We start from the raw sequence: 22259 nt of genomic DNA, 5'->3' as shown, positions 1-22259 counted from the left end.
GACCTGGTGGTATGGTCTTGGAACGTTCCGGCGACCCTGCTCGCCGCGATGCGGGCAGGCGCGGCCCGGCTCTACCGCTCCTTCCGCCCGGCCCAGAGGTCGGGCTGCCGGCCCGACGCGCCTGCCGACCATGCCCGACGACGATCGGAAGTCGATGGATAACAGGATCCCTGCCACCGAGAAGAGCCTTCAGGAACGAGCATCCCGCGCCAGCGCGAAGGGCGACCGGAGGCGCGCCGAGCGGTTGCGCCGTGAGCAGCGCCGGCTCGCCTACCTGCGCCGCAGGCGCCGTCTGCGCGCCGACGACGTCACCGTCGTCGAGGAATCGGCGCTGCGCAGGGCGATCCTCGGCTCCGTCGTGGGCAACATCATGGAGTGGTACGACGTCGGCGTCTTCGCCTACGTCGCCGTGCTCGTGGGGCAGGCCTTCCTGCCCAGCGCCTCCCCCGTGGCCCAGAACCTCTTCTCGCTGGGGGTCTTCGCCGTCACCTTTGTGGCCCGGCCGCTGGGCGGGGTTATCCTCGGCCAGCTCGGCGACCGCCTGGGCCGCAAGGAGGTCCTGGCCTTCACCCTCATGATGATGGCGCTGGCGACCTTCGGCATCGGGATCCTGCCCCCGGCCAGTGTCCTGGGCGTGTGGGCGCCGATCCTGCTCATCTGCCTCAAGCTCGTCCAGGGCTTCTCCACCGGCGGCGAGTACGCCGGCGCCACGACCTTCGTCACCGAGTACGCCCCCGACAAGCGCCGCGGCTTCTACGCCGCCATGCTCGACTGGGGCTCCTACATCGGCAACGCGCTGGGCGCGGGCTTCGTCACCGTCCTCATGCTCACCCTGCCCAGGGACTTCATGGCCACCTGGGGGTGGCGCATCCCCTTCCTCATCGCCCTGCCGATGGGCGCCATCGCCCTCTACTTGAGGGCCCGCATCGAGGACACCCCCGCCTTCCGCGGCGCCCAGGCGGAGACCGAGGACGAGGAGCCCGCGGACCTGGCGGCCGTGGAAACCGAGATCATGAAGCCAGAGGAGGGGCCCCTGGGCTTTAAGGAGATGGTGCGGACCTACTGGCGGGAGCTGGGCATCGCGATCATCCTCGTGGCCGGCGCCAACACCGTGGGCTACGCCCTCACCTCCTACATGCCGACCTACCTGACCACCACCCTCGGCCTCGACGCCGAGCGCGGCCCCCTCCTCACCCTGCCCATCCTCGTCCTCGTGGCCTTCCTCGTGCCGGCCTGTGGCCGGCTGTCGGACCACGTGGGCCGCCGCCCCGTCCTCCTGTCCGCGGCGCTGAGCACGATCGTGCTGTCCGTGCCCGTCTTCCTGCTGCTGGAGCGCAAGGAGGTCTGGTCGGTCCTGCTCGGCTTGGCCCTGCTGGCCTACCCGACGGCGGCCTATGTCGGGAACCTGGCCGCCTCCCTGCCCGCGATCTTCCCCACCCGCTGCCGCTACGGGGGCATGGGCATCGCCTACAACACCGCCGTCGCCCTCTTCGGTGGCACGGCGGCTTTCATCCTGGAGGCCCTTGTGGCGTACACCGGCAGCCCCCTGGCGCCTGCCTTCTGGCTGATGGGGACCTCCGCCGCGGCCCTCGGGGCGGTGTTCGGGCTCAAGGAGACCGCCCGCCGCCCCCTGCCCGGATCCATGCCGGCCGTGGCCAGCCAGGAGGAGGTCGCCGAGCTGGTCGAGACCCAGGAGGAGAACCCCGACCTCGACGTCTCCGAGATCTTCGCGATCGCCCCGGCCCACCTCGTTGACACCGAGCCGACCGTCGAGGAGGCCCTGGCCGAGGTCGAGGTGGCCCAGGCCTGGGAAGATAAGGCTCGGGCCAGGCTCGACCGCGCCACGCGCGCCACCACCGAGGCCCTCAGGGCGGTTGATGAGGCCCGCAAGCGCGAGAGCGCATCTCCTGACTCCTCGGGCGCGCGGGGCTGACCCGCGCCGCGATAGTCCGGCCTCGTCCCGAATCATGGAATTCGGGGAAATGGTCTTGCGCACATCGCGGGCGCTTAGGAGTCGCGTGTCGCCGGGTTTTCCCCCTGGCGCGAATGGCCCGGGAGGAGAGGATCGCGCTCTGATTCCAGCGCTTCCGCAAACCTGGGAAAATGCTGATCGTTTCCTGAAAGTTATTGTGTGTCACTTTGAGTGTCGTAGGCAATATCAAGTGGAGCGTATGGCGCGGTTATCGTGGAAGGGTCCTGGTCCCTGATCAGCACAGAGGCGAACCCGAAACGCCTTCATGACCTCTTGTGAGAACACAACAGAATGAGCCGCATACACGAACAGCGCCACCTGCCGCAGCGCGGGGGCCGCACACCTCTCCCTCGTGTCGACCTCACCGCACTGGTGATACCGCTTGCGCTTGGCGCCTCCATCCTCTGGCTGCTCGGCTGGCCCACCGCCAGCACCATCGCCCTTATCGCGGCGCTGGTCCTCCTGGCCGCCGGACTGCTCACATCGCCGCCCGCCGCGGCCAGGGGCGGTCGTCCCACCGGGCCCCGCGACCGTGGATCATCGCTGTGGCTCATGGTCCTGGTCATGTCCCCGGCGATCCTCCTGGGCAGCGCCTTCCCCCTCGTCGCTGACCGCCTCGCCTCGCACGCCGTGGCCGGCGTTCACCTCGAGACCCTCATCCTGTCCGCCTCGGTGGCCGTCCCCTGGCTCAGCCAGGTGGTGGGGACCCCCGTGTACCGCCTCCTCGGCTCCACCATCTCCCAGGGGCCCGGCGCCGTCAGGCGCCACTACTGCGAGCTCTGGCCCGGGCTGCTCGCCCTGTCCATCGTGCCGGCGACGGCCGTGACCGCCTGCGTCGGGATCGTCACCGGATGGGGCATCGGCGCATTGGTGGCCCACTTCGCTCTCATCATGGCGCACGTCATCTTCGTGCAGTCCCTCGTCGTGGCCGACCTCGGCTCGCGCCGCCACCTGTGGGCGCTGGGCTGGCTCGCCTACGCGATCACGCTGCTCATCGTGCCCGGCTGGTGGCTCGCGCCCCCGCTGGCCGGGGCGCTGAGTCAGATCCTCGCCATCGGCGGCGACCTGCGCGCCCTGGCCCGCCCCCGGCGCTTCGCCGTCGCCCCGGTGATCGCCGACATGTGGCGCGGCCTCATCCTGGGTGGCGTGCTGTGGGCCGACAAGCTTCTCCTGTTCGTCACCGTGGGCCGGCAGTTCGACGTCTCGCTGGTCTACCTGTGTCTCCAGCCCGCCGTCCTGGCCTACTCCTATTACTTCACCATCGCCTCGCCGCGTATCAACCAGGCCTTCGCCGGCTTCCACGACGCGCTGGAGAACGAGCCCATGAGCGCCCTGCGCCGCCGGGGGGCCGCGCTGCGGCGCATGGTCACCTGGTCCCTGGCGCGCATGGCCTCGGTGGGCAGCGCCGCGACGCTCGTCGTCGTCGCCCTGACCGCCATCCTCGCCCCCGGCGACATCGCCACGGTGACGGCCGTCAGCGCCGCCAGCCTCCTCCTGGCGATCCTCACCCTCCTCGCCTATGAGATCGACCATGCCGGCGACTCCCGGGCGGCCCTGGTCCTATCGGGGATCGCCGTCGTCCTCATCGCCGCCTCCTTCGCGGCCTTCGACTCCGTGAGCGCCTACGGCCCCATCGCCCTGGCCGCGATGGGCCTGAACGTCATCGGCGGTCTCATCCACCACCGGCACTGGAGCGCGCCCGAATACGCATTCTTCTGGGGAAAGGCACTGTCATGGTGAGTCTCACGCTCGATACCGCTCCGGAGGCGCTCGACGAGCGCGCCCCGCAGGCCCCCGCGCCGTTCGTGCCGGAGGAGCCCGCCCCCTCCCGGCCCGACGGCGTCCCGGCCGACGGCCACTACGAGGACGTCGACGTCGCTATCGTCATGGAGTCCACCTACCCCTACCTCAAGGGCGGGGTCTCGGCGGTCGTCCATGACATCATCACCGGCAACCCGGACAAGACCTTCGGGATCATCCACATCGCCTGGGACTCCGAGGCCCCGCACACCGACCTGTACGGCATGCCGTCCAATGTGGCCTGGGTCAGGGTGCTCTACCTGTCGATGGCCGAGCACCGCGACGACTTCCTGGCCGCCCGCCCCCGGGACCTGCGCATGAGCCGCGCCCAGCGGCGCGCCCTGTCGCGCCGGCTCCTCGGCGCGCTCATCGAGCTGGCCACCACCGGCGACGGCGAGGAGGTCTGGCGGCTCATCGACGAGGGCATGAGCCCCGCCACCCGCCGCTACCCCCTGTGGGCGCTGCTGGGCACCCAGGAGTTCATGGAGGCCTTCCGCGAGATGATGCCGGACCTGGGCATGCCCCTGTCCGAGCTCTTCTGGTGCCTGCGCGACTTCTTCTCCCTGGCGCACGCCGTCCTGGCCGATCCCGTGCCCCGCGCCGCCGTCTACCACGCCCACACCACCGGCTACGCCTCCCTGCTGGCGGCGGCCGCCGCCCGCCAGCACGGGGCCTCCTTCCTGCTCACCGAGCACAACCTCTACGTGCGCGACACCGTCAACACGCTCCTGGAGCGGCGCATGGACCTGCCGGTGCGCCTGAGCGACTACCGGGACTTCGACGTCACCGCGCGCGAGCGCATGTGGATGGCCTGGTGGATCGAGATGGGCCGCCTGTGCTACCCCCACGCCGACCTCATGACCTACCTCTACCCCCGCGCCATCGAGGAGGCCCAGGACCTCGGCGGCATCCCGGACAGGTCCGTGGTCCTGCCCAACGGGCTCGACGTCGAGGAGTTCGACGCCCTGTGGACCGCCCGCCGTGAGGTGATCGAGCGCATCCACGCCGAGGGCGACCGCCACCTGTGGAGGCTTGTCTACATCGCGAGGGTTGTGCCCATCAAGGGGCTGCTCGACCTCATCGAGGCCGTCGAGATCATGCGCGAGCGCGGCATGCGCATCCACCTCGACGTCTGCGGGCCCACCGAGCACGTGCCCGAGTACTTCGATCGCTGCGCGGCCCGCATCGCCGAGTTGGGGCTCCAGGACCTCATCACCATCCGAGGCACCGTGCGCGTGCGCGACCTGCTCGACGAGTTCGACCTGTTCGTCCTGCCGAGCTACAACGAGGGCCTGCCCGTGGTCTCCCTGGAGACGATGGGAGCCGGGATCCCGACCGTCTCCTCCGACGTCGGCGCCCTGCGCTCGGTGGTGGAGGACCCGATCAAGGCCGACGACGGCGGGTTCATCGGCCCGTGCGGGCTCATGCTCACCCCCGGTGATCCCGCCCTGCTCGCCGACCGCATCAACCAGGTCATCTCCAACCCCGGCCTGTACGAGGACATGTGCCACGCGGCCCGGCGCCGCGTCGAGACCGCCTTCAACCTGGGCCTGGTCAATGCCACCTACAACCGGATCTACAACGACCTCGCGAGTCAGCGCCGCGCCGCCCCCGCGAGGGCCCTCGGGGCCGCCGAGCCGCTGGCAGGGGGCGCATGACCGGCGTCGGCGCCTGGATCCGCTACGGCGGCCCCCTCCAGGCTCAGGACGTGGAGGAGGCGGCCCGGCACTACCGGGCCGCCATCCTCCAGCCCTGGGAGACGGCCGCCGCCGCGCGCCTCAAGGAGCTCGCTCCCCATATGACAGTCCTGGCCTACCAGTGCCTGTCCTCCACGCGGGACTTCGAGCCGCCCGAGCGCCTCGCCTCCGGGATCTCCCACGGCGAGGCCGCCCGCCACGGCTGGCACGCCCGGCGCCGCGACGGCTCCCTCATCGAATGGGATGGCTATCCGGGGCATTTCCAGGCCGCCGTCTGGGACCCCGACTACCGGCGCGCCTGGGTCGAGCGCGTGCGCGAGAGGATCGCCCCCACCGCCTTCGACGGCGTCATGGCCGACAACGACGTCTTCGACGACTACTACGGCCTCGGCCTACCCATCGAGGGCGCTGACGATCCCGCCGCGCTGCGCGACTCCCTCGGGATGCTGGTGGACGAGGCCGGCGCCGCCCTGGCGGGCATCGGCCGGATCCTCGTTCCCAACATCGCCGAGGCCCGCCGCGAGCCCGGCCGCTGGGAGCGCCACAGCGCCTGGGGCGGGGGCTTCGACGAGTGCTGGCTCGGCTGGGGCGACGACTCCTTCCTCGACGCCACCGCCGCGCTCGCCCAGGCTCATCAGCTCACCGCCCCCGGCCTGACGATCGTGCGCGCCCCCAGCGGGGGCGCCGGAGCGCCCCGGGCCCTCTACGGGTTGGCCGCCTTCTGGGTGCTGGGCGGCGGGCGCGGCGCCTTCGCCTCCACCGGCCACGACGACTACTCGCGCCTGGCCTGGATGCCCGCCCTCGACGCCGACCTCGGAGCGCCCCTGGGGCCTCCCCGGCACCGAGGCCTCCTGTGGCGGCGCGACTTCGAGCGGGGGGTCGCCATCGTCAATCTCGACGGCGCCCGCGGCGCCCGCCCCCGGCTTCCCGCCGGGCTCGTGGCACCGGGCCCCCGGGGTGGGGCCGACGGCGCGCCCCTGCCCCGGCGCCCGCTCCTGGGCCCGAGGTCCGGGCTCATCGCCCTGCGGCCCTGAGGCCCTCCGAGCGCCGCGGGGCCCTCGGGTCACCTCCGTTGAATCATCGCGGCTTGAACCTAGGACTGAAGTCACATTAGAGTGGGGAGGCCTGACCAGCGCGATGCCGCGCGACTGACGACTGAAAGGGGCAAGGATGCCCAAGTACGTGTACCGCTTCAGTGAGGGAGACAAGGACCAGAAGGACCTCCTGGGCGGCAAGGGTGCGAACCTCGCCGAGATGACCCGCCTCGGCCTGCCCGTTCCCCCCGGCTTCACGATCACCACCGACGCCTGCCGGGCCTACCTCGCCGACGGCGCGGTCCCCGACGAGCTCGCCGTCCAGGTGACCACCGCCCTGCGGCAGGTCGAGGAGGAACTCGGTCGCGAGCTCGGCGCCCCCGAGGACCCCCTGCTCGTCTCCGTGCGCAGCGGCGCCAAGTTCTCCATGCCCGGCATGATGGAGACCGTCCTGAACATCGGCCTCAACGACTCCTCCGTCGATGGGCTCGCCGAGGCCAGCGGGGACGCGCGCTTCGCCTGGGACTCCTACCGCCGCCTCATCCAGATGTTCGGCAAGACTGTCCTGGACATCGATGGCGAGTACTTCTCCAGCGCCCTCGACGCCAAGAAGGCCTCGCGCGGCGTCGTTCTCGACTATGAGCTCGACGTCGACGCCCTGCGCGAGCTCGTCGAGGAGTACAAGGCCATCGTCCGCGAGCAGGCCGGCATCGACTTCCCCCAGGACCCCCGCGGCCAGCTCGACATGGCCACCGAGGCCGTCTTCCGCTCCTGGAACACCGAGCGCGCCCACATCTACCGGCGCCGCGAGAAGATCCCCCACGACCTGGGCACGGCCGTCAACGTGTGCACGATGGTCTTCGGCAACATGGGGCAGACCTCCGGCACCGGTGTCTGCTTCACCCGCGACCCCTCCACCGGCCGCTCCGGCGTCTACGGGGACTACCTCGTTAACGCCCAGGGCGAGGACGTCGTCGCCGGTATCCGCAACACCCTGTCCCTGGCGGACCTGGAGTCCCTCGACCCGGAGTCCTACAAGGACCTGCGCGCGGCCATGCGCAAGCTCGAGACCCACTACCGCGACCTGTGCGACATCGAGTTCACCATCGAGCGCGGCAAGCTGTGGCTCCTCCAGACCCGCGTGGGCAAGCGCACCGCCGCCGCGGCCTTCCGCGTGGCCACGCAGCTCGTCGACGAGAAGCTCATCACCACCGACGAGGCCCTCACCCGCGTTACCGGGGAACAGCTCAACCAGCTCATGTTCCCGCAGTTCTCCACCACGGGGGAGCGGGACCTGCTCACCAAGGCCATGCCCGCCTCGCCCGGCGCCGCCGTCGGCTTCATCGCCTTCGACAACGCCGAGGCCGTCGCCCGCGCCGAGGCCGGCGAATCCGTCATCCTCGTGCGACGCGAGACCAACCCCGACGACCTGCCCGGCATGGTGGCCGCCTCCGGCGTGCTCACCGCGCGCGGCGGCAAGACCTCCCACGCCGCCGTCGTCGCCCGCGGCATGGGCAAGACCTGCGTGTGCGGCGCCGAGGCCCTCGAGGTCGACGCCGCCGCCAGGACCGTGCGAGTCGCCGGGCGCGACGAGCTCCTCACCAGCGAGGACATCATCGCCATCGACGGCACCACCGGCGAGGTCTTCCTCGGCTCGGTGGAGGTGGCCGACTCGCCCGTCATGACCTACCTGCGCCGCGGCCTGGAGATCGCCCTGGACAGTGCCGGCGACGTCGACAACCGCGAGCTCATCACCAGCGTCGACCGCCTCATGCGCCACGCGGATAAGGTCCGGCGCCTGGCGGTGCGCGCCAACGCCGACAACCCCGACGATGCCCGTCACGCCATCCACCGCGGCGCCGAGGGCGTGGGCCTGTGCCGCACCGAGCACATGTTCCTCGGCGAGCGCAAGAAGTTCGTCCAGAACCTCATCCTGGCCTCCACCGATGCCGAGCGCGAGGCGGCCCTCGCCGCCCTCCTGCCCCTGCAGAAGGGTGACTTCGTCCAGATGTTCGAGACGATGAACGGCAAGCCCATGACCGTTCGCCTTATCGATCCGCCCCTGCACGAGTTCCTCCCCGACCTCACCGAGCTCAGCGTCAAGGTGGCCGTCGACCGGGAGAAGGGGGTCCTCGACCCCGCGGATGAGGCCCTCCTGGCCGTGGTGCGCAAGAGCCACGAGGCCAACCCCATGCTCGGCCTGCGCGGCGCCCGCCTCCTGCTGACCATGCCCGGGCTCATCGAGCTCCAGGTGCGCGCCATCGCCGAGGCCGCCGTCGAGCGCCTGCGTGCCGGGGGAGACCCGCGCCCCGAGATCATGATCCCGCTCATCGGCTCCGTCCGGGAGCTCCAGATCGCCCGCGAGCGCGCCGAGGCCGTCCTGGCCGAGGTCGGCGCCGAGTCCGGCTACGACCTCTCCTTCCCGATCGGCTGCATGATCGAGTTGCCCCGCGCCGCCGTCACCAGTTCCCACGTGGCGGAGGAGGCCGACTTCTTCTCCTTCGGCACTAACGACCTGACCCAGACCACCTGGGGCTTCTCCCGCGATGACGTCGAGACCTCCTTCGTGGGCCGCTACATCGATGAGGCGATCTTCGGCACCTCCCCGTTCGAGTCCATCGACGTCGACGGCGTGGGCGCCATGGTGCGCCTGGGCGTCGAGGGCGGCCGCTCGACCAAGCCCGGGATGAAGATGGGCGTGTGCGGCGAGCACGGCGGAGACCCCGAGTCCATCGCCTTCTTCCACTCCGCGGGCGTCGACTACGTGTCCTGCTCCCCGTTCCGCGTCCCCGTGGCGCGCCTCGAGGCCGGCCGCGCCGCCGTCCTCACCCCGGAGCCGGACCGGCAGTAGGCCTCGTGCCGCGCTCATCCGCGGCCTCGTGTGGGCCACCGGTGATGGCGCCCATCGCCTCCTCGTGGGGTGGTGGGCGCCGTCGCGCGTCCCGGCGTGCCCCGCGCCCCGTGCCCGCCTCTTTTTTTCCCCCCCCCCCCCCGCCGAGACCGGTCGAAAACACGGGCGAGACCGGTCGTTGTTAAGGGCGAGACCGGTTGGTTGTCCACAGGGTGGTGCTGGTGGGGCGGGGTTAGTGGGGGTTTTCCACAGATTGGCGGTGGGGTCTAGCGCCGGGGGTGGGTGGGGTCCTAGGGTTGGGGCCCGACGGCGATGCCGCCGTCGTCTGGGGCCGACCTGGGGCCTCGCGCTTGCCCTGGTCCATGACCGCATCGACTCCTCGCTTGGAAGGCCCCAGAACCCATGACCCCCGCGCCCCGCCCCTCGCCAACCCACGCCGGCGACCCCGCTGCGCCCCAACAACGCGGCGCCACCCCTCACCCACCCGGCCGGCGCCGTGGGCGCCTCGAGGCGCGGATGGGCCGGTGGGCTCGCCCGGTGGCGCTGGCGCTGGTGTCCTGCTGCGCCCTGGCGCCGGGACTGCTGACGGCCTGCGCCAAGGACCCCGCCCCGGCGCCGACTACTCCGACGACGTCGCCCACCCAGCACACCACCACCCCCGCCGAAACCCCCGCCAGCGCGGCGACCACTCCCAGTGCCAGCGCGGCCCCCTCACTCAGCCCCGAGCTGGCCGCTCAAAGAGCCACCGCCCTGGCCATGCCCAAGCCCCCCATGCCCGCGGAGGCCACTGAGAACACCCAGCAAGGCGCCGTGCGCGCCGCCGTGCGCTTCTTCGAGCTCTACCGCTACGCCTTCGTCACCGGCGACACCACCGACCTGGCCGCCATGAGCGAGGATCGCTGCGTCTTCTGCAAGTCCGCCATCGACGACGCCACCGCGCTCCACAAAAGCGGAGGATGGGCCAATTCGTGGACCCTAAGGATCACGAACATCGAGTACAACCCCCCAGGGGAGGGGAAGGAGTACTGCGGGATTAGATTCACCGTGATATCAGGAGAGTCAACAACAATGAACCGTCACGGCGAGTTGGTCGAAGATCCAGTCGAAGAGGCGAAGATCTTTTTGATACTGCGGTACAGTGATGGCATGTGGCGCGTCGGAGGGGTATCGGTGAAATGATGCTGCGAACGACTCTGGTGGCCGCCTTGATAATATTCTCCTCGCCCCTTGTGGCGCCATCCGAAAGCCATGGTCCGGAAGGCAAGGACCGGGAACTCCTCGGTAAAGCTTCCGACAATGAAGTAACCGTGATGTCATCGTCTTACAAGGAGGTTCGGGTTGGGCTTGGCTTCTCGCCGTCGGCCGGTGGGGACGGCAGGGCCGGTGGGGATGGTGGGGGCGGGCCAGCAGTGGTGGTCTCTGCCGGGCAGTCCCAGGCAGGGCCGGTGGAGGGCGATCACATCTGCGACGGGCAAGACGCCCAGGGCAACGACATCGGCGCGTGCCGCTTCCAACCAGCCCCCACGCGCCCCCAACCACCCGCACCCGCCGACGCACCGGTCCCGGCCGCCCCGGCCCCGATCATCCTGACCTCCCGCGACGTGGCCACCCTCATCGTCGAGGGCTCGGGCATCACCCTCCAACCACCCGGGGACACCATCTTGCTGCACATGCCCCTGATCGCCCACACCAACCCCGCCACTCGAACACTATCCACCACCGTGGGCCCCACCCGCGTGGATATCGAGGCCACGCCCGCCACCTACACCTGGAACTGGGGGGATGGCACCACCACGACCACCACCGACCCCGGGCATCCCTACCCCCACCAGACCGTGACCCACCTGTACGCCACCACCGCCGACAACGTCACCGTCACCCTGACTACCACCTGGCAAGCCCGCTACCGCCCCACCGGCACCACCACCTGGAAACCCGTCGACGGCTACATCACCACCACCCAGGCCGCGCCACCCCTCAGCATCCGCCGCCTGGTCCCCTACCTCACCGACGACGCCGAAGAGCACCACAACCACTAACCCACCCCCACTAAGCCCACCCCCGAACCGGTCTCGCCCCTCACAACAACCGGTCTCGCTCCTCATAACGACCGGTCTCGCTCGTGATTTCGACCGGTCTCGATGAAAGAGGGGAGGGGAGGGGAGGGGCTATGGGGCGCTGGGGGAGGAGGGGGAGGCCCCGTCGTCACCCTCGGCCTCGTCGCGGCGGCGACGGCGGATGTCCCGCTCCAGGCTTCGCAGGAACTCCGGGTCGTCGTCTGGGCCCAGGGGCCGCGGCCTCTCGGGGCGGCGGAACTCCACTGCCTCGCGCGAGGACCAGAACTTGGGCTCGACGACGCCCCCGCGCTCCTCAGCGGCCTTCACCCGCGAGGTGATGATCCACGCGATCGGCCCCACACCGGTCAGAGCCAGGATGATGAGGAGCCACATGGGCTTCGGGAGTCGCGCGGGCATGTCCTCGCCCGGGGTGCGGGCGCAGTCCAGCACCGAGTAGATCGCCAGGGCGAACAGGAGGACGATGAGAACGGCGCGCACGCCCCCACCATATCCGAGTCGTCGACCGCGGGCGGGCCGAGTCCGGGCGGCGCGATGGCGCGAGCGATGCGAGGATGCCCCTGTGAGCGCGCGCCCGGCCCCCCTCCTCCTGCGCGGCGGCACCGATCCCGACGCCGTCGCCGGGCTCCGGGCCGCCCTGATCCCCCTGCTCGCCCTGGAAGCCTCCCGCCCCGCCCCCTCCACGGCTGCCCCAGCGCCCGGCGCCGCCTCCCGCCCATTACTCGTCCCCATCGCCCCGCATGAGGATGAGGCCCACGTCCGCGCCGACCTCGCGCGACGTCTCGACCCCTTCGGCCCCGCCGCCCGCGCCGACGTCCTCCTGCGCACCTCGGGCTCCACCACGGGCACCGGCTCCCTCATCGCCATGAGCGCCACCGCTCTTGCCGCCTCCGCCCGCGCCACCCACGCGCGCCTGGTCGGGCCCGGCACCTGGGTCCTCGCCCTCCCTGCGCACCACGTCGCCGGGCTCCAGGTCCTCGTGCGCTCGCTCGTGGCCGGGATTGAGCCCATCGTCGTCGATGCCACCGGCGGGTTCACGACCGGCGCGCTCACCGACGGACTCACCCGCGCCCTCGCCACCAGCGGCGGCCCGGTCTACCTCTCCCTCGTGCCCACCCAGCTCCTGCGTGCCCTGGCGGATCCTGACTGCGCCCGCGCCCTGGCCCGCGCCAGCGCCGTCCTCCTCGGCGGGGCCGCCGCCGACGCCGCCCTGCTCGCCCGGGCCCGCGGCGCCGGCATCCCCATCGTCACCACTTATGGGATGAGCGAGACCGGCGGCGGCTGCGTCTACGACGGCGCCCCCCTCGACGGCGTCACCGTCACCATCGAGGACCCCGACACCACCGGCGCGGGCCGCATCGCCCTGGCGGGCCCCGTCCTCGCCCTCGGATACGCCCACCGCGAGCCTCCCGGCGGGCCCGGGGCCGAGGAGCCCTCCTCGCGCTTCACCGCCCGCGACGGGCGGCCCCTCCTGCTCACCTCTGATCGCGGTCGCCTTGACGGGCGCGGTCGCCTCACGGTCCTCGGGCGCCTCGACGACGTCATCATCAGTGGTGGCATCAAGGTGGACCCCCATGAGGTCGAGGCCGCTCTCCTGCGCCTGCCAGGGGTCGGGGAGGCCTGCGTCGTCGGGATTCCCGATGCCCGGTGGGGCAGTGCCGTGGCGGCCGCCGTCGTGCCCGAGGCCACCGGGGGCGGAGGGCTGGATGCCGAGGCCCTGCGCTCCGCCGCGCGCGCCGCCCTGCCGGGCGCCAGGGCCCCCAAGCGCGTCGTCGTCGTGCCCGGACTGCCCCAGCGAGGCCCTGGCAAGCCCGACCGGCGCGCCGTCGCCACCCTCCTGGCCGAGCCGAGCCGGCCGGGGGCCTCCCGGCCGGGCCCCTGATCCCGATCCGCGGGCGGCCCCTGACGCGCCCCCGGGCGCCGTTCTCCACGCGCGGCCCATCCACGGGCTCTCCCGCGCGGCCAGCCCGTCGTGGGCGCGGACGGTCGCCCGCGATAGGCTCTCAGGCGCATCCCCTCCGAGAGGACCCCATGAGCAGACCAGTCCACCAGGAATCGCCCGTCCGCGCTACGAATTGGGCGGAGGTCGTGCGCCTGCGCACTCTGCCCGCCGCCGTCGCGCCCGTCCTCCTGGGAGCTGGCGCCGCCACCTCATTGGGTGTCGGGTCCCTGCTTCGCACGCTGCTCGCGGCGGGCGTCGCCCTGGCCCTCCAGATCGGCTGCAACCTCGCCAATGACTACTCCGACGGCGTGCGCGGCACGGACGATCAGCGCACCGGGCCGCCGAGGCTGACCGCCTCGGGGCAGGTGGCGCCCCGCGCCGTCAAGCTCGCCGCCTTCGCCTGCTTCGGGATCGCCGCGGCTCTCGGACTCGCCCTGGTGGCTCTGACGGGTCAGTGGTGGCTCATCGGCGTCGGCGTGGCCGCCGTGGCCGCCGCCTGGTTCTACACCGGTGGTCCTCGCCCCTATGGCTACGCCGGCCTGGGAGAGGTGTTCGTCTTCGTCTTCTTCGGGCTCGTGGCCACCTGTGGCACCGCCTACGTCCAGGGCGGGGCCGTGCCCGGATGGCTCTGGCTCGCCGCCTGTGGGATCGGCCTCATCGCCTGCTCCCTGCTCATGGTCAACAATCTGCGCGACATCAACACCGATCCCGTCCACGGGAAGAGGACGCTGGCCGTGCGCCTCGGCGAGTCCCGCGCCCGCAGGGCCTACACGGTCATGGTGCTCATGCCGGTGCTCATCGCCGCCGGATCGCTCGTCTGGGCGCATACCGCCGTCGGCGGCGCCTGGGACGTCGTGGCCATCGTCGACGTCGTCTGCCCCCTCGTCATCGTGTTCCCCTTCGCCTGGCGCGCCACGACCGCCGTGCGCGCCGGGGCCACCGGCCACGAGCTCATCGGCTCCCTTCGCAACGCGGGCCAGTACGAGCTCGTCTACGGCGTCGTCATCGGCCTGGCCTTCCTCATCGTGGGGACTTGAGGCCCTCGGGCACGACGGCGCCCCGGCGCCCGCCGAGTACTGGGCAGTACTGGACGGGGCGCCGGGGCGCCGCCGCTCGCGGGTCTCAGTTGCCGCTGTCCGGGCTCATGGAGTCGTCGCTCATCGAGTCGTCCCTCATGGAGTCGTCGCTCATCGAGTCGTCGCTCATCGAGTCGGCGGGGGCCTCGGAGGCGCTGTCGCCCATGGCGCCGCCGTCGCCCATCTTGTCGCCGTCCGTGGTGGAGTCATCCATCATCGAGCCAGCGGGCTCGGCGGAGGCCCCGGCGTCCGTGGCAGCCGGAGCCGTGGTGGCCGGAGCCGTGGTGGCCGCGGGGGTCGTGCTCACGGAGCCGCCGGAGTTCGAGGACCCGCAGGCGGCCACGCCGAGGGCGGCGATGGCGACGAGGGCGGCGGCCATGGTGGTGCGAATGCGCATGTGCTTCTCCTGGTGTTGGGGTGATGCGAGCGCGCGAGAAGCGCGGCGTCTCGGTCTGGTCGCGACACCATAACGAATAGATCACTGTGGATTCTGTGATACTCCCCATATGCGCTGGTGGTCGCGGGACTCCTCTGGCCTCCCCTGATTGCTGCGCGGCCCGGAATCGCGGGCCAATCCGTCGCGCTTCCTCCCGCTCGTGCCGGCGGGAATCTCCCGGGGCCCGTCTCAAGGAGTGCCCACGGGTCCCATCCGCGCCGGTCCTCACGGACTTGATCGGCCCGTCGGCGCCCCTCCCCCCTCAGGCGTAGAAAAGCGGCCGACCGCATCGTGATGCGGTCGACCGCCAGCGGGTACGACGAGCCCTCGGCGCGGCCCTCTCCCCAACTCAGAGGCCGCGCCGAGGGAGCTTTTACTCCGCGTTCGTCGCGGGGGTCACTTCGCGGCGTCAGTCGCCTTGCCGTCGCTCATCTTGTCGCCCTTGCCGTCGGACATCTTGTTGTCCTTGCCGTCGGACATCTTGTCGCCCTTGCCGTCGGACATCTTGTCGCCCTTGCCGTCGGACATCTTGTCGCCCTTGCCGTCGGACATCTTGCCGGCGGTGGAGGTCGCGGCGGGCTTGGTGTCCTTCGAGTCGCTGGACGAGCCGCAGGCGGCCAGGCCCACCGCGGAAATGGCGATGAGGCCAGCAGCAAGAGCGGTGCGAGCGGTGCGAATACGCATGGGAGTTCTCCTCTACGAAGGTTCTAGGTCAGGCCTGCCTCGTGGCGAGCCATCACCCCTCGTTCGGGGCTGGGGCCCAGCCGGATCGGATCAATCAATGTGACGCTCGCCATGCATCGTCCATCGTCGTTCCACCCATCCACTGACCGCCCGGCGCCGAACAAGGGGTGAATCAATCACACAGACACGCTTAGGAGCCCAGATGCTCATCAGTCTTGTCCTCATTGGCTTCTTCGGAGGCCTTATCACGGGCATATCACCGTGCATCCTGCCGGTCCTGCCCGTCATCCTCCTATCCGGCGGCGCCCAGGGCGCCAAGGGCGAGGGTGGGAAGACCCCCTCGCGCCTGCACCCCTACCTCGTCGTCGGCGGCCTCGTCCTGAGCTTCACCACCTTCACCCTCATCGGCTCCACACTGCTCAACCTGCTGGGCCTCCCGCAGGACACGCTCCGCTGGGCCGGCGTGGTGCTCCTCGCCCTCATCGGCGTGGCCATGATCATCCCGAAGGTCATGGAGATCATCGAGCGCCCCTTCGCGCGCTTCCAGAGCCTGGGAGGCGGCAAGCGCCCCACGAACGGATTCCTCCTCGGGCTCGTCCTGGGAACCGCCTATGTGCCCTGCGCCGGGCCCGTGCTCGCCGCCGTCTCCGTGGCGGGCTCCACCGGCAAGATCGGCGCCGACACGGTCGCCCTCGCCGTCTCCTTCGGCCTGGGAACCGCCGTCCCCCTGCTGTTCTTCGCCCTGGCCGGCCGCGGCATCACCGAGCGCCTCAAGGCCTTCCGCACGCGCCAGAAGGGCGTGCGCATCGCCGCCGGCGCCATGATGATCTTCCTGGCCGTCGCCCTGGTGACCGACCTGCCCGCCGCCGTTCAGCGCTCCCTGCCGGACTACACCGCCTCCCTCCAGGCCAAGACGGATCAGGCGCTGAGTTCCACCCGTCAGAACTCCGAGGGCCGGGGGGCCTGCGTCGACGGCGCCGACCACCTGGAGAACTGCGGCACCGTCCCGGAGCTGACCGGGATCAACGCATGGTTTAACACCCCCGGCGATCAGGCGCTGACCGCGGCCGACCGCGAGGGCAAGGTCCAGCTCTTGGACTTCTGGGCCTACTCCTGCATCAACTGCCAGCGCTCCATTCCGGGTCTTGAGAGGCTCTACAAGACCTACAAGGACTCCGGTCTGCAGGTCATCGGCATCCACTCTCCGGAGTACGCCTTCGAGAAGGAGGTTGACAACGTCCGCGCCGGTGCCCAGAAGCTCGGGATCACCTACCCGGTCGCCGTCGACTCCAGCCTGGCCACCTGGACCGCCTTCGACAACCACTACTGGCCCGCCCACTACCTCGTGGACGCCACCGGGGAGTTGCGCCAGGTGAAGTTCGGCGAGGGCGGCGAGGCGACCACCGAGAAGCTCGTCCGCGAGTTGCTCAGGCAGGCCAACCCCTCCGCCCAGCTCCCCGAGCCCATCTTCAGTGAAGCGGACAACGCCCCCGACGTCTCTGCGGAGCGCAGCCCTGAGACCTACCTCGGCTCCGACCGCGCCCAGTACTTCGCCGGTGGCGTCCTCAAGCCCGGCCCCGGGAACTTCACCTTCCCCGCCAAGCAGAGGACGAGCAGCTTCGCCCTCGAAGGAGCCTGGTTCGTCGAGGGCCAGCAGATCCGCCCCGATGGCGCTCCCGGCAAGTTGCGCCTGTCCTGGAAGGGCAAGAACGTCTACCTCGTGGCCTCCGGAGAGGGGAACATCACCTGGAAGAACGCCGACGGCGAGGAGAAGACGACCCACATCTCCGGAACGCCGAACACCAATGAGCTCGTGAGCATGGACAAGCCCTCGTCGGGGGAGTTGGAGCTCACGGTTGACCCGGGGGTCTCCCTGTACTCCTTCACCTTCGGGTGAGGCGTGCAGTCCCCGGCTGCGAATGGGAAGAGAGGAGGAGAACGATGAGGAGGCGCCCCACCGGGCCCGTACTATGCGCAGTGTGGAAAAGCAGCGGCGCACTGAGCACGGAGACGAGGCCGACGCTCTCCTGGGACGTGTTGCCCAGGGGGACGAGAATGCCTTCGCCGAGTTGTACGACGCCTGGGCGGGGCGCCTCCTCGCCCTCATCATCCGCATCGTCATCGACCGGTCCCAGAGCGAGGAAGTCCTCCAAGAGGTCATGCTCGAGGCCTGGCGCCGAGCACCCTCCTTCGACCCCTCCCGGGGGACGGGCCGGGCCTGGCTCGTCACCATGGCGCGCCACCGGGCCATCGACAGGGTCCGCTCCTCCCAGGCCGCGAGGGACCGCGAGGACGCCTGGCAGGGATACCTGCCCGATAGCGACGTCACCGCGGCAGAGGTGGAGGACCGCATGGAGGCCGGCAGGGTCCGCGATGCCCTCGACGCCGTCGGGGAGCCCCACCGCACGACGATCGCCCTGGCCTACTTCACCGGCCTCACCCACACCGAGATCGCCGAGCGGATGGGCGTGCCGCTGGGCACCGTTAAGAGCCGCATCCGGGACGGGATGGCCAAGATGAGAACGCACTTAGGAGAGCAACGATGAGCAGGGAGGGACAGGACATGACCGCGGCAACGCGCATCGGCGTTGATGATGAGGAGCTCCGCAAGCTCCTCGACGGCGAGACCGGCGCCCTCCTCGGCGCATCACTGACCCCCGTCGAGCCGTCCGCCGGGATGCGCGCGGCGCTCCTGGAGCGGATCAAGGGCGTCGAGCAGGACGGGGCGGCCCCGGCCCCCGGCGACCACTCGGAGACGGGACGCGCGGACGCCCCTCGCGGCTCCGACGACGCCGAGGAGCTCGCCCCCGTCATCCCGCTGCGCCGCCGCCGCGCCTGGCGCTACACGGCCCAGGCGGCGGCCGCCGTCGCGCTTATCGCCGCGGGCTTCGGCGCCGGGTACGGCAGCGGCTACGGATCGGGCTATGACGGCGGCCATGACACCGCCATGGAGCACGTGACCCCGATGATCGACTACACCCACCTCAATCAGGCCCAGGACGTCCGGCGCGTCACTGACACCATGTCCGACGGGCATGTGGCCACGCTGACCTGGAGCGAGGGCATGTCCATGACGGCCCTGTCGCTCCCGGCGGCGATGTCCGCCTCGACCGGTGGGACCGCTTTGCAGATGTGGCTGGAGGATCCGACCTCGGGCATCACCTCGCTGGGCACCTACGCCCCCGATAAGGGCACTACCTTCACCTTCCTCCCCATGATGCCGAAGCCCGGGCAGCGCGTCCTCATCACGGCAGAGCCTGCCGGGGGCTCCGCCCAGCCGACGACGCGGCCGCTCGTGGTCCTCGCCGTCGGTGGGCAGGGCGGCGATGGGGGGAGCGGCCAGGGCGCGGGGCCGAGCGGCCCGGCCTCCACGCCGTCGTCATCCGCCGCCAGCCACGCCTGAGACGCCTGGCCCGAGCAGTGAGCGGCCCCGGTACCGAGTTCGGTACCGGGGCCGCTCGCGCGCGAGGAGGAGAGCGTCAGCGGGCGCCCTCGGCCAGGGGCGCCTCGGCGTCGGGCTCGCCCGTGATCCGGTTGCGGATATCGCGGCGCACCACCTCGATGCTCCACAGCCAGACGATGTGCCCGAAGAACTCCGAGAAGTGCTCGGACCAGGTCTGCGCGCCAGCGACCCAGGGGAAGGGGTTCGGTGCCCATCCCAGCAGCGGCATGACGACGACGTGCGCGCCCACGTACACGAGGATGCCGAAGGCGGCGCCTTGCCAGAGCTTGATGCCGGGGTAGTACTCGGCGAGGACGCAGTAGATGAGCGCGAACACGATCGCGAAGCCGAAGTGCACGATGAAGGACATGATCGGCGCCGGGTTGTTGTTGAAGGTCACCGTGGCGTGCGAGGCGTCATGGGACATGCCGAACCACTCCAGCATCGACTGCGGGGGGTTGGTCTCCGAGCGAATGCCCGGGGTGCGGGGCGGGAAGGGGACCTCCCAGCCGAATTTCACGATGGCGGAGAAGAAGCCTCCGATGAGGCCGACGATGATCGCCGCGCCGATGCGGCGGCGGGCCGGATCCGTCCTGGTAAGCAGTGATGACATGGGGAGATCTCCTTGGTCGATGTGCCGTGGAATATAACTAGAAGTAGTAGGGGAAGGGGGACCAGTCCGGCTCGCGGCGCGCTAGGAAGGCATCCCGGCCCTCGACGGCCTCATCGGTCATGTAGGCCAGGCGCGTGGCCTCCCCCGCGAAGACCTGCTGGCCGGCCAGGCCGTCATCAGCCAGGTTGAAGGCGTACTTGAGCATGCGGATCGCCTGGGGCGACTTGGAGGCCACGATGGCGGCGTACTCCAGCGCCCGCTCCTCCAGCTCGGCATGGGGCACCGCCTCATTGACCACGCCCCAGCGCTCGGCGTCGTGGGCGTCGTAGGGGCGGGCGAGGAAGAAGATTTCCCGGGCGCGCTTGTCCCCGCACTGGCGGGCCAGCAGCGCCGAGCCGTAGCCGGCGTCGAAGGAGCCCACGTTCGCGTCGGTCTGCTTGAAGCGCGCGTGCTCGATAGAGGCCAGCGACAGGTCGCACACGACGTTGAGCGAGTGCCCGCCGCCGGCGGCCCAGCCGCTCACCGCGGCGATGACGACCTTGGGCATCATGCGGATGAGCCTCTGGACCTCGAGGATGTGCAGGCGCCCCGCCCGGGCGGTGTCCGCGCGGGCCCGTGCCGCCGCCACATCGGCCTCATGGGAGTAGGCCCCCGACGGCGCCGGGCCCTGCGGGGCCGCGGCGGTGCCGCTGGCGCGGGCAGCGCCGTCATCGGTCTCATAGAGGTAGCCGTCGCGGCCCCGGATGCGCTGATCCCCGCCCGAGGAGAAGGCCCAGCCGCCGTCGCGCGGGGAGGGGCCGTTGCCGGTGAGGATGACGGCGCCGACGTCGCCGCTCATGCGCGCGTGGTCGAGCGCCGCGGCGAGTTCGTCGACGGTGCGGGGCCGGAAGGCGTTGCGCACCTCGGGGCGGTTGATCGCCACCCGTACCACGGGAAGGTCCCGCAGCCAGGTACCCTCGGCGTCCCGCTCGCAGCCGCGGTGGTAGGTGACGTCGGTGAGCTCGCCCGCGCTGAAGCCCTCGATCTCCCTCCAGCGCAGGGGGTCGAAGATCTCCGAGACGCGGCGGGGCAGGGGGTGCTCGGAGCCCCTCGCGGTGCTGGCGTGCCCGGGGGCGGGCGCGGACGGCCTTGGAGGGGTGGATGGGGCTGACGAAGAAGATGCGGAGGTCATGGGCATCAGGGTAGGCGAGAGGCGCTGGGGGGAGCGCCGTTACGCTGGGGCCATGAACGAGTCCCAGCCCAGTGCCGCGCCTCGCACGATGCCAGGCGTCGCGTCCGCCAACGCCGTCCGCGCCACCGCAGAGCCCGTGGCGGCGGGCGGCGCCCACCATCGCCAGGCCATCCCCGCGACCCAGGGCGGGGGGCGGGTTGACTCTGAGGTCGGCCGGCTGCGCGAGGTCATCGTCCACCGGCCCGGCGCGGAGGTCTCCCGCCTGACGCCCATCAACGCGAACAGCCTCCTGTTCGACGACGCCCTCGACGTCGAGCTCGCCCAGGCCGAGCACGACGCCCTCACCGCGATCCTGCGCGGGCACGGCGTCATCGTCCACGACTTCCGCGACCTGCTCGCCGAGTCCCTGGCCGTGCCCGAGGCCCGCGCCCTCGTCCTGGAGCAGGCCGTGGGCCCCGAGGAGGTGGGACTGTCCACCTCCGAGGTGCTCACCGCCTACCTCGGGGGCCTGCCCGACGCCGAGCTCGCCGAGATCCTCCTGGCGGGCCTCACCCGCGCTGAGCTGCGCGACCGCCTTGACGCCTCCGATTCCAGGATCTTGTTCGCCACGACCTTCCTGTCGACTCTCGAGGGCCAGTTCGTCATCTCCCCGCTGCCCAACCACCTGTTCACGCGCGACGCCTCCTCGTGGATGTACGGCGCCTGCCACCTCAACCCGATGGCCCTGGCCCCCCGTCGCCGTGAGACCGCCAACTACGAGGCGGTGTACCGCTACCACCCCGCGTTCGCCGACCGGGCCGTGCTCTGGTCCACCCCGCGCCACGCCACGGGCGCCACCGTTGAGGGCGGCGACATCCAGGTGATGGGCAACCGGACCCTCGTCGTGGGGCTCTCGCACCGCTCCACCGCCGCGGGCGTCGAGCGCCTGGCCTCCCGGCTCTTCGCCGACGGCGCCGCGGACCGCGTCATCGGTGTCCACATGCCCGATCGCGCCTTCTACACCGAGCTCGATGCCGTCATGCACCTGGACACCCTCATGTCGATGGTCGCCCCGGACACCTACCTGCGCTTCGCGGGCTTCGACGACGTCACCACCGTGGAGATCGAGCCCGGCCCCACCCACGGCTCGGCGACGCCGGGCCTGAAGGTCACGATCCACGACGGCGCCGAAATGGACCAGGTCCTGGCCCGGGCGGCAGGCATCGATTCCTTCCGAATCATCAGCCCCGACATGACCGATGAGGCCGAGGCCCTGCGGGAGCTGGCACGCGATTCCTGCAACGTCGTCGCCCTCGCCCCGAACCTCGTCATCGGCTACGCCCACAACCGGCGCGCCAATGAGGCGCTGCGCGCCGCGGGCGTCGAGGTGATCGAGACCCCCGGCGTCGAGCTCGTCCGGGGCCGTGGCGGCGGCCATTGCATGACCTGCCCCATCACCCGCGACGCCGTGTGAGCGTGCTGCGCGC

18 protein-coding genes are annotated in these 22259 nt (G+C 71.0%); 13 read left to right on the top strand and 5 right to left on the bottom strand.

Features of this window, described 5'->3' with window-relative positions; genetic code table 11:
* The first annotated feature begins 130 nt into the window (after positions 1–130).
* From GVV76_RS05740 to GVV76_RS10595, 7 genes are all read left to right on the top strand, one after another.
* Complete coding sequence (locus tag GVV76_RS05740) at positions 131–1933, top strand: MFS transporter (RefSeq protein WP_235905290.1); 1803 nt, start codon at positions 131–133, stop codon at positions 1931–1933.
* A gap of 330 nt (positions 1934–2263) precedes the next feature.
* On the top strand, positions 2264–3712 hold the full coding sequence (locus tag GVV76_RS05735) for a hypothetical protein (RefSeq protein ID WP_159625651.1): 1449 nt from the start codon (positions 2264–2266) through the stop codon (positions 3710–3712).
* On the top strand, positions 3706–5430 hold the full coding sequence (pelF, locus tag GVV76_RS05730) for a GT4 family glycosyltransferase PelF (RefSeq protein ID WP_159625649.1): 1725 nt from the start codon (positions 3706–3708) through the stop codon (positions 5428–5430). The genes GVV76_RS05735 and pelF overlap by 7 nt, the downstream gene beginning before the upstream one ends.
* Positions 5427–6503, top strand: coding sequence for a putative glycoside hydrolase (locus GVV76_RS05725; RefSeq protein WP_159625647.1), 1077 nt, complete (start codon positions 5427–5429; stop codon positions 6501–6503). The genes pelF and GVV76_RS05725 overlap by 4 nt, the downstream gene beginning before the upstream one ends.
* Before the next feature lie 136 nt (positions 6504–6639).
* The gene (gene ppdK / locus GVV76_RS05720) at positions 6640–9354 is read left to right on the top strand and encodes a pyruvate, phosphate dikinase (protein ID WP_159625645.1); all 2715 of its coding nucleotides are present in this window, start codon (positions 6640–6642) and stop codon (positions 9352–9354) included.
* A 537-nt stretch (positions 9355–9891) separates the two neighbouring features.
* Positions 9892–10533, top strand: coding sequence for a DUF6318 family protein (locus GVV76_RS10600; protein ID WP_159625643.1), 642 nt, complete (start codon positions 9892–9894; stop codon positions 10531–10533).
* 131 nt (positions 10534–10664) lie between these two features.
* Positions 10665–11393 carry a zinc transporter gene (locus GVV76_RS10595; RefSeq protein WP_268891785.1) on the top strand — a complete coding sequence of 243 codons (729 nt, stop codon included), beginning with the start codon at positions 10665–10667 and terminating at the stop codon, positions 11391–11393.
* Between the two features lie 129 nt (positions 11394–11522).
* Here the strand turns inward: GVV76_RS10595 and GVV76_RS05705 are convergent, their stop codons facing one another.
* Positions 11523–11909: a PLD nuclease N-terminal domain-containing protein gene (locus GVV76_RS05705; protein ID WP_159625639.1), complete on the bottom strand. Its 387-nt coding sequence runs from the start codon at positions 11907–11909 to the stop codon at positions 11523–11525.
* Between the two features lie 82 nt (positions 11910–11991).
* On the opposite strand from GVV76_RS05705, the gene GVV76_RS05700 reads away from it, so the two are divergent.
* Both GVV76_RS05700 and GVV76_RS05695 read left to right on the top strand, forming a co-directional pair.
* Positions 11992–13311, top strand: a complete 1320-nt coding sequence (locus GVV76_RS05700; RefSeq protein ID WP_159625637.1) for an AMP-binding enzyme — start codon at positions 11992–11994, stop codon at positions 13309–13311.
* A gap of 149 nt (positions 13312–13460) precedes the next feature.
* Entirely contained in the window at positions 13461–14408 is a 948-nt protein-coding gene (locus GVV76_RS05695) for a 1,4-dihydroxy-2-naphthoate polyprenyltransferase (RefSeq protein ID WP_159523680.1), read from the top strand.
* An 85-nt stretch (positions 14409–14493) separates the two neighbouring features.
* Here the strand turns inward: GVV76_RS05695 and GVV76_RS10205 are convergent, their stop codons facing one another.
* Together GVV76_RS10205 and GVV76_RS05685 are read right to left on the bottom strand one after the other, a co-directional pair.
* A complete protein-coding gene (locus tag GVV76_RS10205; RefSeq protein ID WP_201292206.1) occupies positions 14494–14844 on the bottom strand; it encodes a hypothetical protein in 351 nt (116 codons plus the stop codon).
* Positions 14845–15279: 435 nt separating this feature from the next.
* Positions 15280–15567: a hypothetical protein gene (locus GVV76_RS05685; RefSeq protein WP_159625635.1), complete on the bottom strand. Its 288-nt coding sequence runs from the start codon at positions 15565–15567 to the stop codon at positions 15280–15282.
* Between the two features lie 202 nt (positions 15568–15769).
* Between GVV76_RS05685 and GVV76_RS05680 the strand changes: the two genes are divergently transcribed.
* The 3 genes from GVV76_RS05680 to GVV76_RS05670 all read left to right on the top strand — a co-directional run bounded on the left by GVV76_RS05680 (position 15770) and on the right by GVV76_RS05670 (position 18970).
* On the top strand, positions 15770–17464 hold the full coding sequence (locus GVV76_RS05680; RefSeq protein WP_159523674.1) for a cytochrome c biogenesis protein CcdA: 1695 nt from the start codon (positions 15770–15772) through the stop codon (positions 17462–17464).
* A 73-nt stretch (positions 17465–17537) separates the two neighbouring features.
* Positions 17538–18113 (top strand): sigma-70 family RNA polymerase sigma factor, encoded by a 576-nt coding sequence (locus GVV76_RS05675; RefSeq protein ID WP_159625633.1) that lies wholly within the window; start codon positions 17538–17540, stop codon positions 18111–18113.
* Positions 18110–18970, top strand: a complete 861-nt coding sequence (locus GVV76_RS05670; protein WP_159625631.1) for an anti-sigma factor — start codon at positions 18110–18112, stop codon at positions 18968–18970. Before GVV76_RS05675 ends, GVV76_RS05670 begins: the two co-directional genes overlap by 4 nt.
* A 76-nt stretch (positions 18971–19046) precedes the next feature.
* On the opposite strand, the gene GVV76_RS05665 is transcribed toward GVV76_RS05670, so the two are convergent.
* Positions 19047–19622 (bottom strand): YagU family protein, encoded by a 576-nt coding sequence (locus GVV76_RS05665; protein WP_159625629.1) that lies wholly within the window; start codon positions 19620–19622, stop codon positions 19047–19049.
* A 37-nt stretch (positions 19623–19659) separates the two neighbouring features.
* Entirely contained in the window at positions 19660–20793 is a 1134-nt protein-coding gene (locus GVV76_RS05660; protein WP_159625627.1) for a 1,4-dihydroxy-2-naphthoyl-CoA synthase, read from the bottom strand.
* An 88-nt stretch (positions 20794–20881) separates the two neighbouring features.
* Between GVV76_RS05660 and GVV76_RS05655 the strand changes: the two genes are divergently transcribed.
* Entirely contained in the window at positions 20882–22246 is a 1365-nt protein-coding gene (locus GVV76_RS05655; protein WP_413227747.1) for an arginine deiminase, read from the top strand.
* Positions 22247–22259: the final 13 nt, after the last annotated feature.

It is taken from the genome of Actinomyces sp. zg296 (assembly GCF_009829695.1).
Classification (GTDB): Bacteria; Actinomycetota; Actinomycetes; order Actinomycetales; family Actinomycetaceae; genus Actinomyces; species Actinomyces marmotae.
Note: the sequence above shows the minus strand (reverse complement) of the source record. Positions and strands in the feature narration are given on the sequence as shown.

What these genes read in the sequence shown, in the direction of transcription:
- GVV76_RS05665 (WP_159625629.1), bottom strand. Translation starts at nt 19,622, where the DNA reads ATGTCATCACTGCTTACCAGGACGGATCCGGCCCGCCGCCGCATCGGC.
- GVV76_RS05675 (WP_159625633.1), top strand. Translation starts at nt 17,538, where the DNA reads ATGCGCAGTGTGGAAAAGCAGCGGCGCACTGAGCACGGAGACGAGGCC.
- GVV76_RS10205 (WP_201292206.1), bottom strand. Translation starts at nt 14,844, where the DNA reads ATGCGCATTCGCACCACCATGGCCGCCGCCCTCGTCGCCATCGCCGCC.
- ppdK (WP_159625645.1), top strand. Translation starts at nt 6,640, where the DNA reads ATGCCCAAGTACGTGTACCGCTTCAGTGAGGGAGACAAGGACCAGAAG.
- GVV76_RS05655 (WP_413227747.1), top strand. Translation starts at nt 20,882, where the DNA reads ATGCCAGGCGTCGCGTCCGCCAACGCCGTCCGCGCCACCGCAGAGCCC.
- GVV76_RS05735 (WP_159625651.1), top strand. Translation starts at nt 2,264, where the DNA reads ATGAGCCGCATACACGAACAGCGCCACCTGCCGCAGCGCGGGGGCCGC.
- GVV76_RS05725 (WP_159625647.1), top strand. Translation starts at nt 5,427, where the DNA reads ATGACCGGCGTCGGCGCCTGGATCCGCTACGGCGGCCCCCTCCAGGCT.
- GVV76_RS10595 (WP_268891785.1), top strand. Translation starts at nt 10,665, where the DNA reads ATGTCATCGTCTTACAAGGAGGTTCGGGTTGGGCTTGGCTTCTCGCCG.
- GVV76_RS05695 (WP_159523680.1), top strand. Translation starts at nt 13,461, where the DNA reads ATGAGCAGACCAGTCCACCAGGAATCGCCCGTCCGCGCTACGAATTGG.
- GVV76_RS05660 (WP_159625627.1), bottom strand. Translation starts at nt 20,793, where the DNA reads ATGACCTCCGCATCTTCTTCGTCAGCCCCATCCACCCCTCCAAGGCCG.
- pelF (WP_159625649.1), top strand. Translation starts at nt 3,706, where the DNA reads ATGGTGAGTCTCACGCTCGATACCGCTCCGGAGGCGCTCGACGAGCGC.
- GVV76_RS05670 (WP_159625631.1), top strand. Translation starts at nt 18,110, where the DNA reads ATGAGCAGGGAGGGACAGGACATGACCGCGGCAACGCGCATCGGCGTT.
- GVV76_RS05680 (WP_159523674.1), top strand. Translation starts at nt 15,770, where the DNA reads ATGCTCATCAGTCTTGTCCTCATTGGCTTCTTCGGAGGCCTTATCACG.
- GVV76_RS05685 (WP_159625635.1), bottom strand. Translation starts at nt 15,567, where the DNA reads ATGCGTATTCGCACCGCTCGCACCGCTCTTGCTGCTGGCCTCATCGCC.
- GVV76_RS05740 (WP_235905290.1), top strand. Translation starts at nt 131, where the DNA reads ATGCCCGACGACGATCGGAAGTCGATGGATAACAGGATCCCTGCCACC.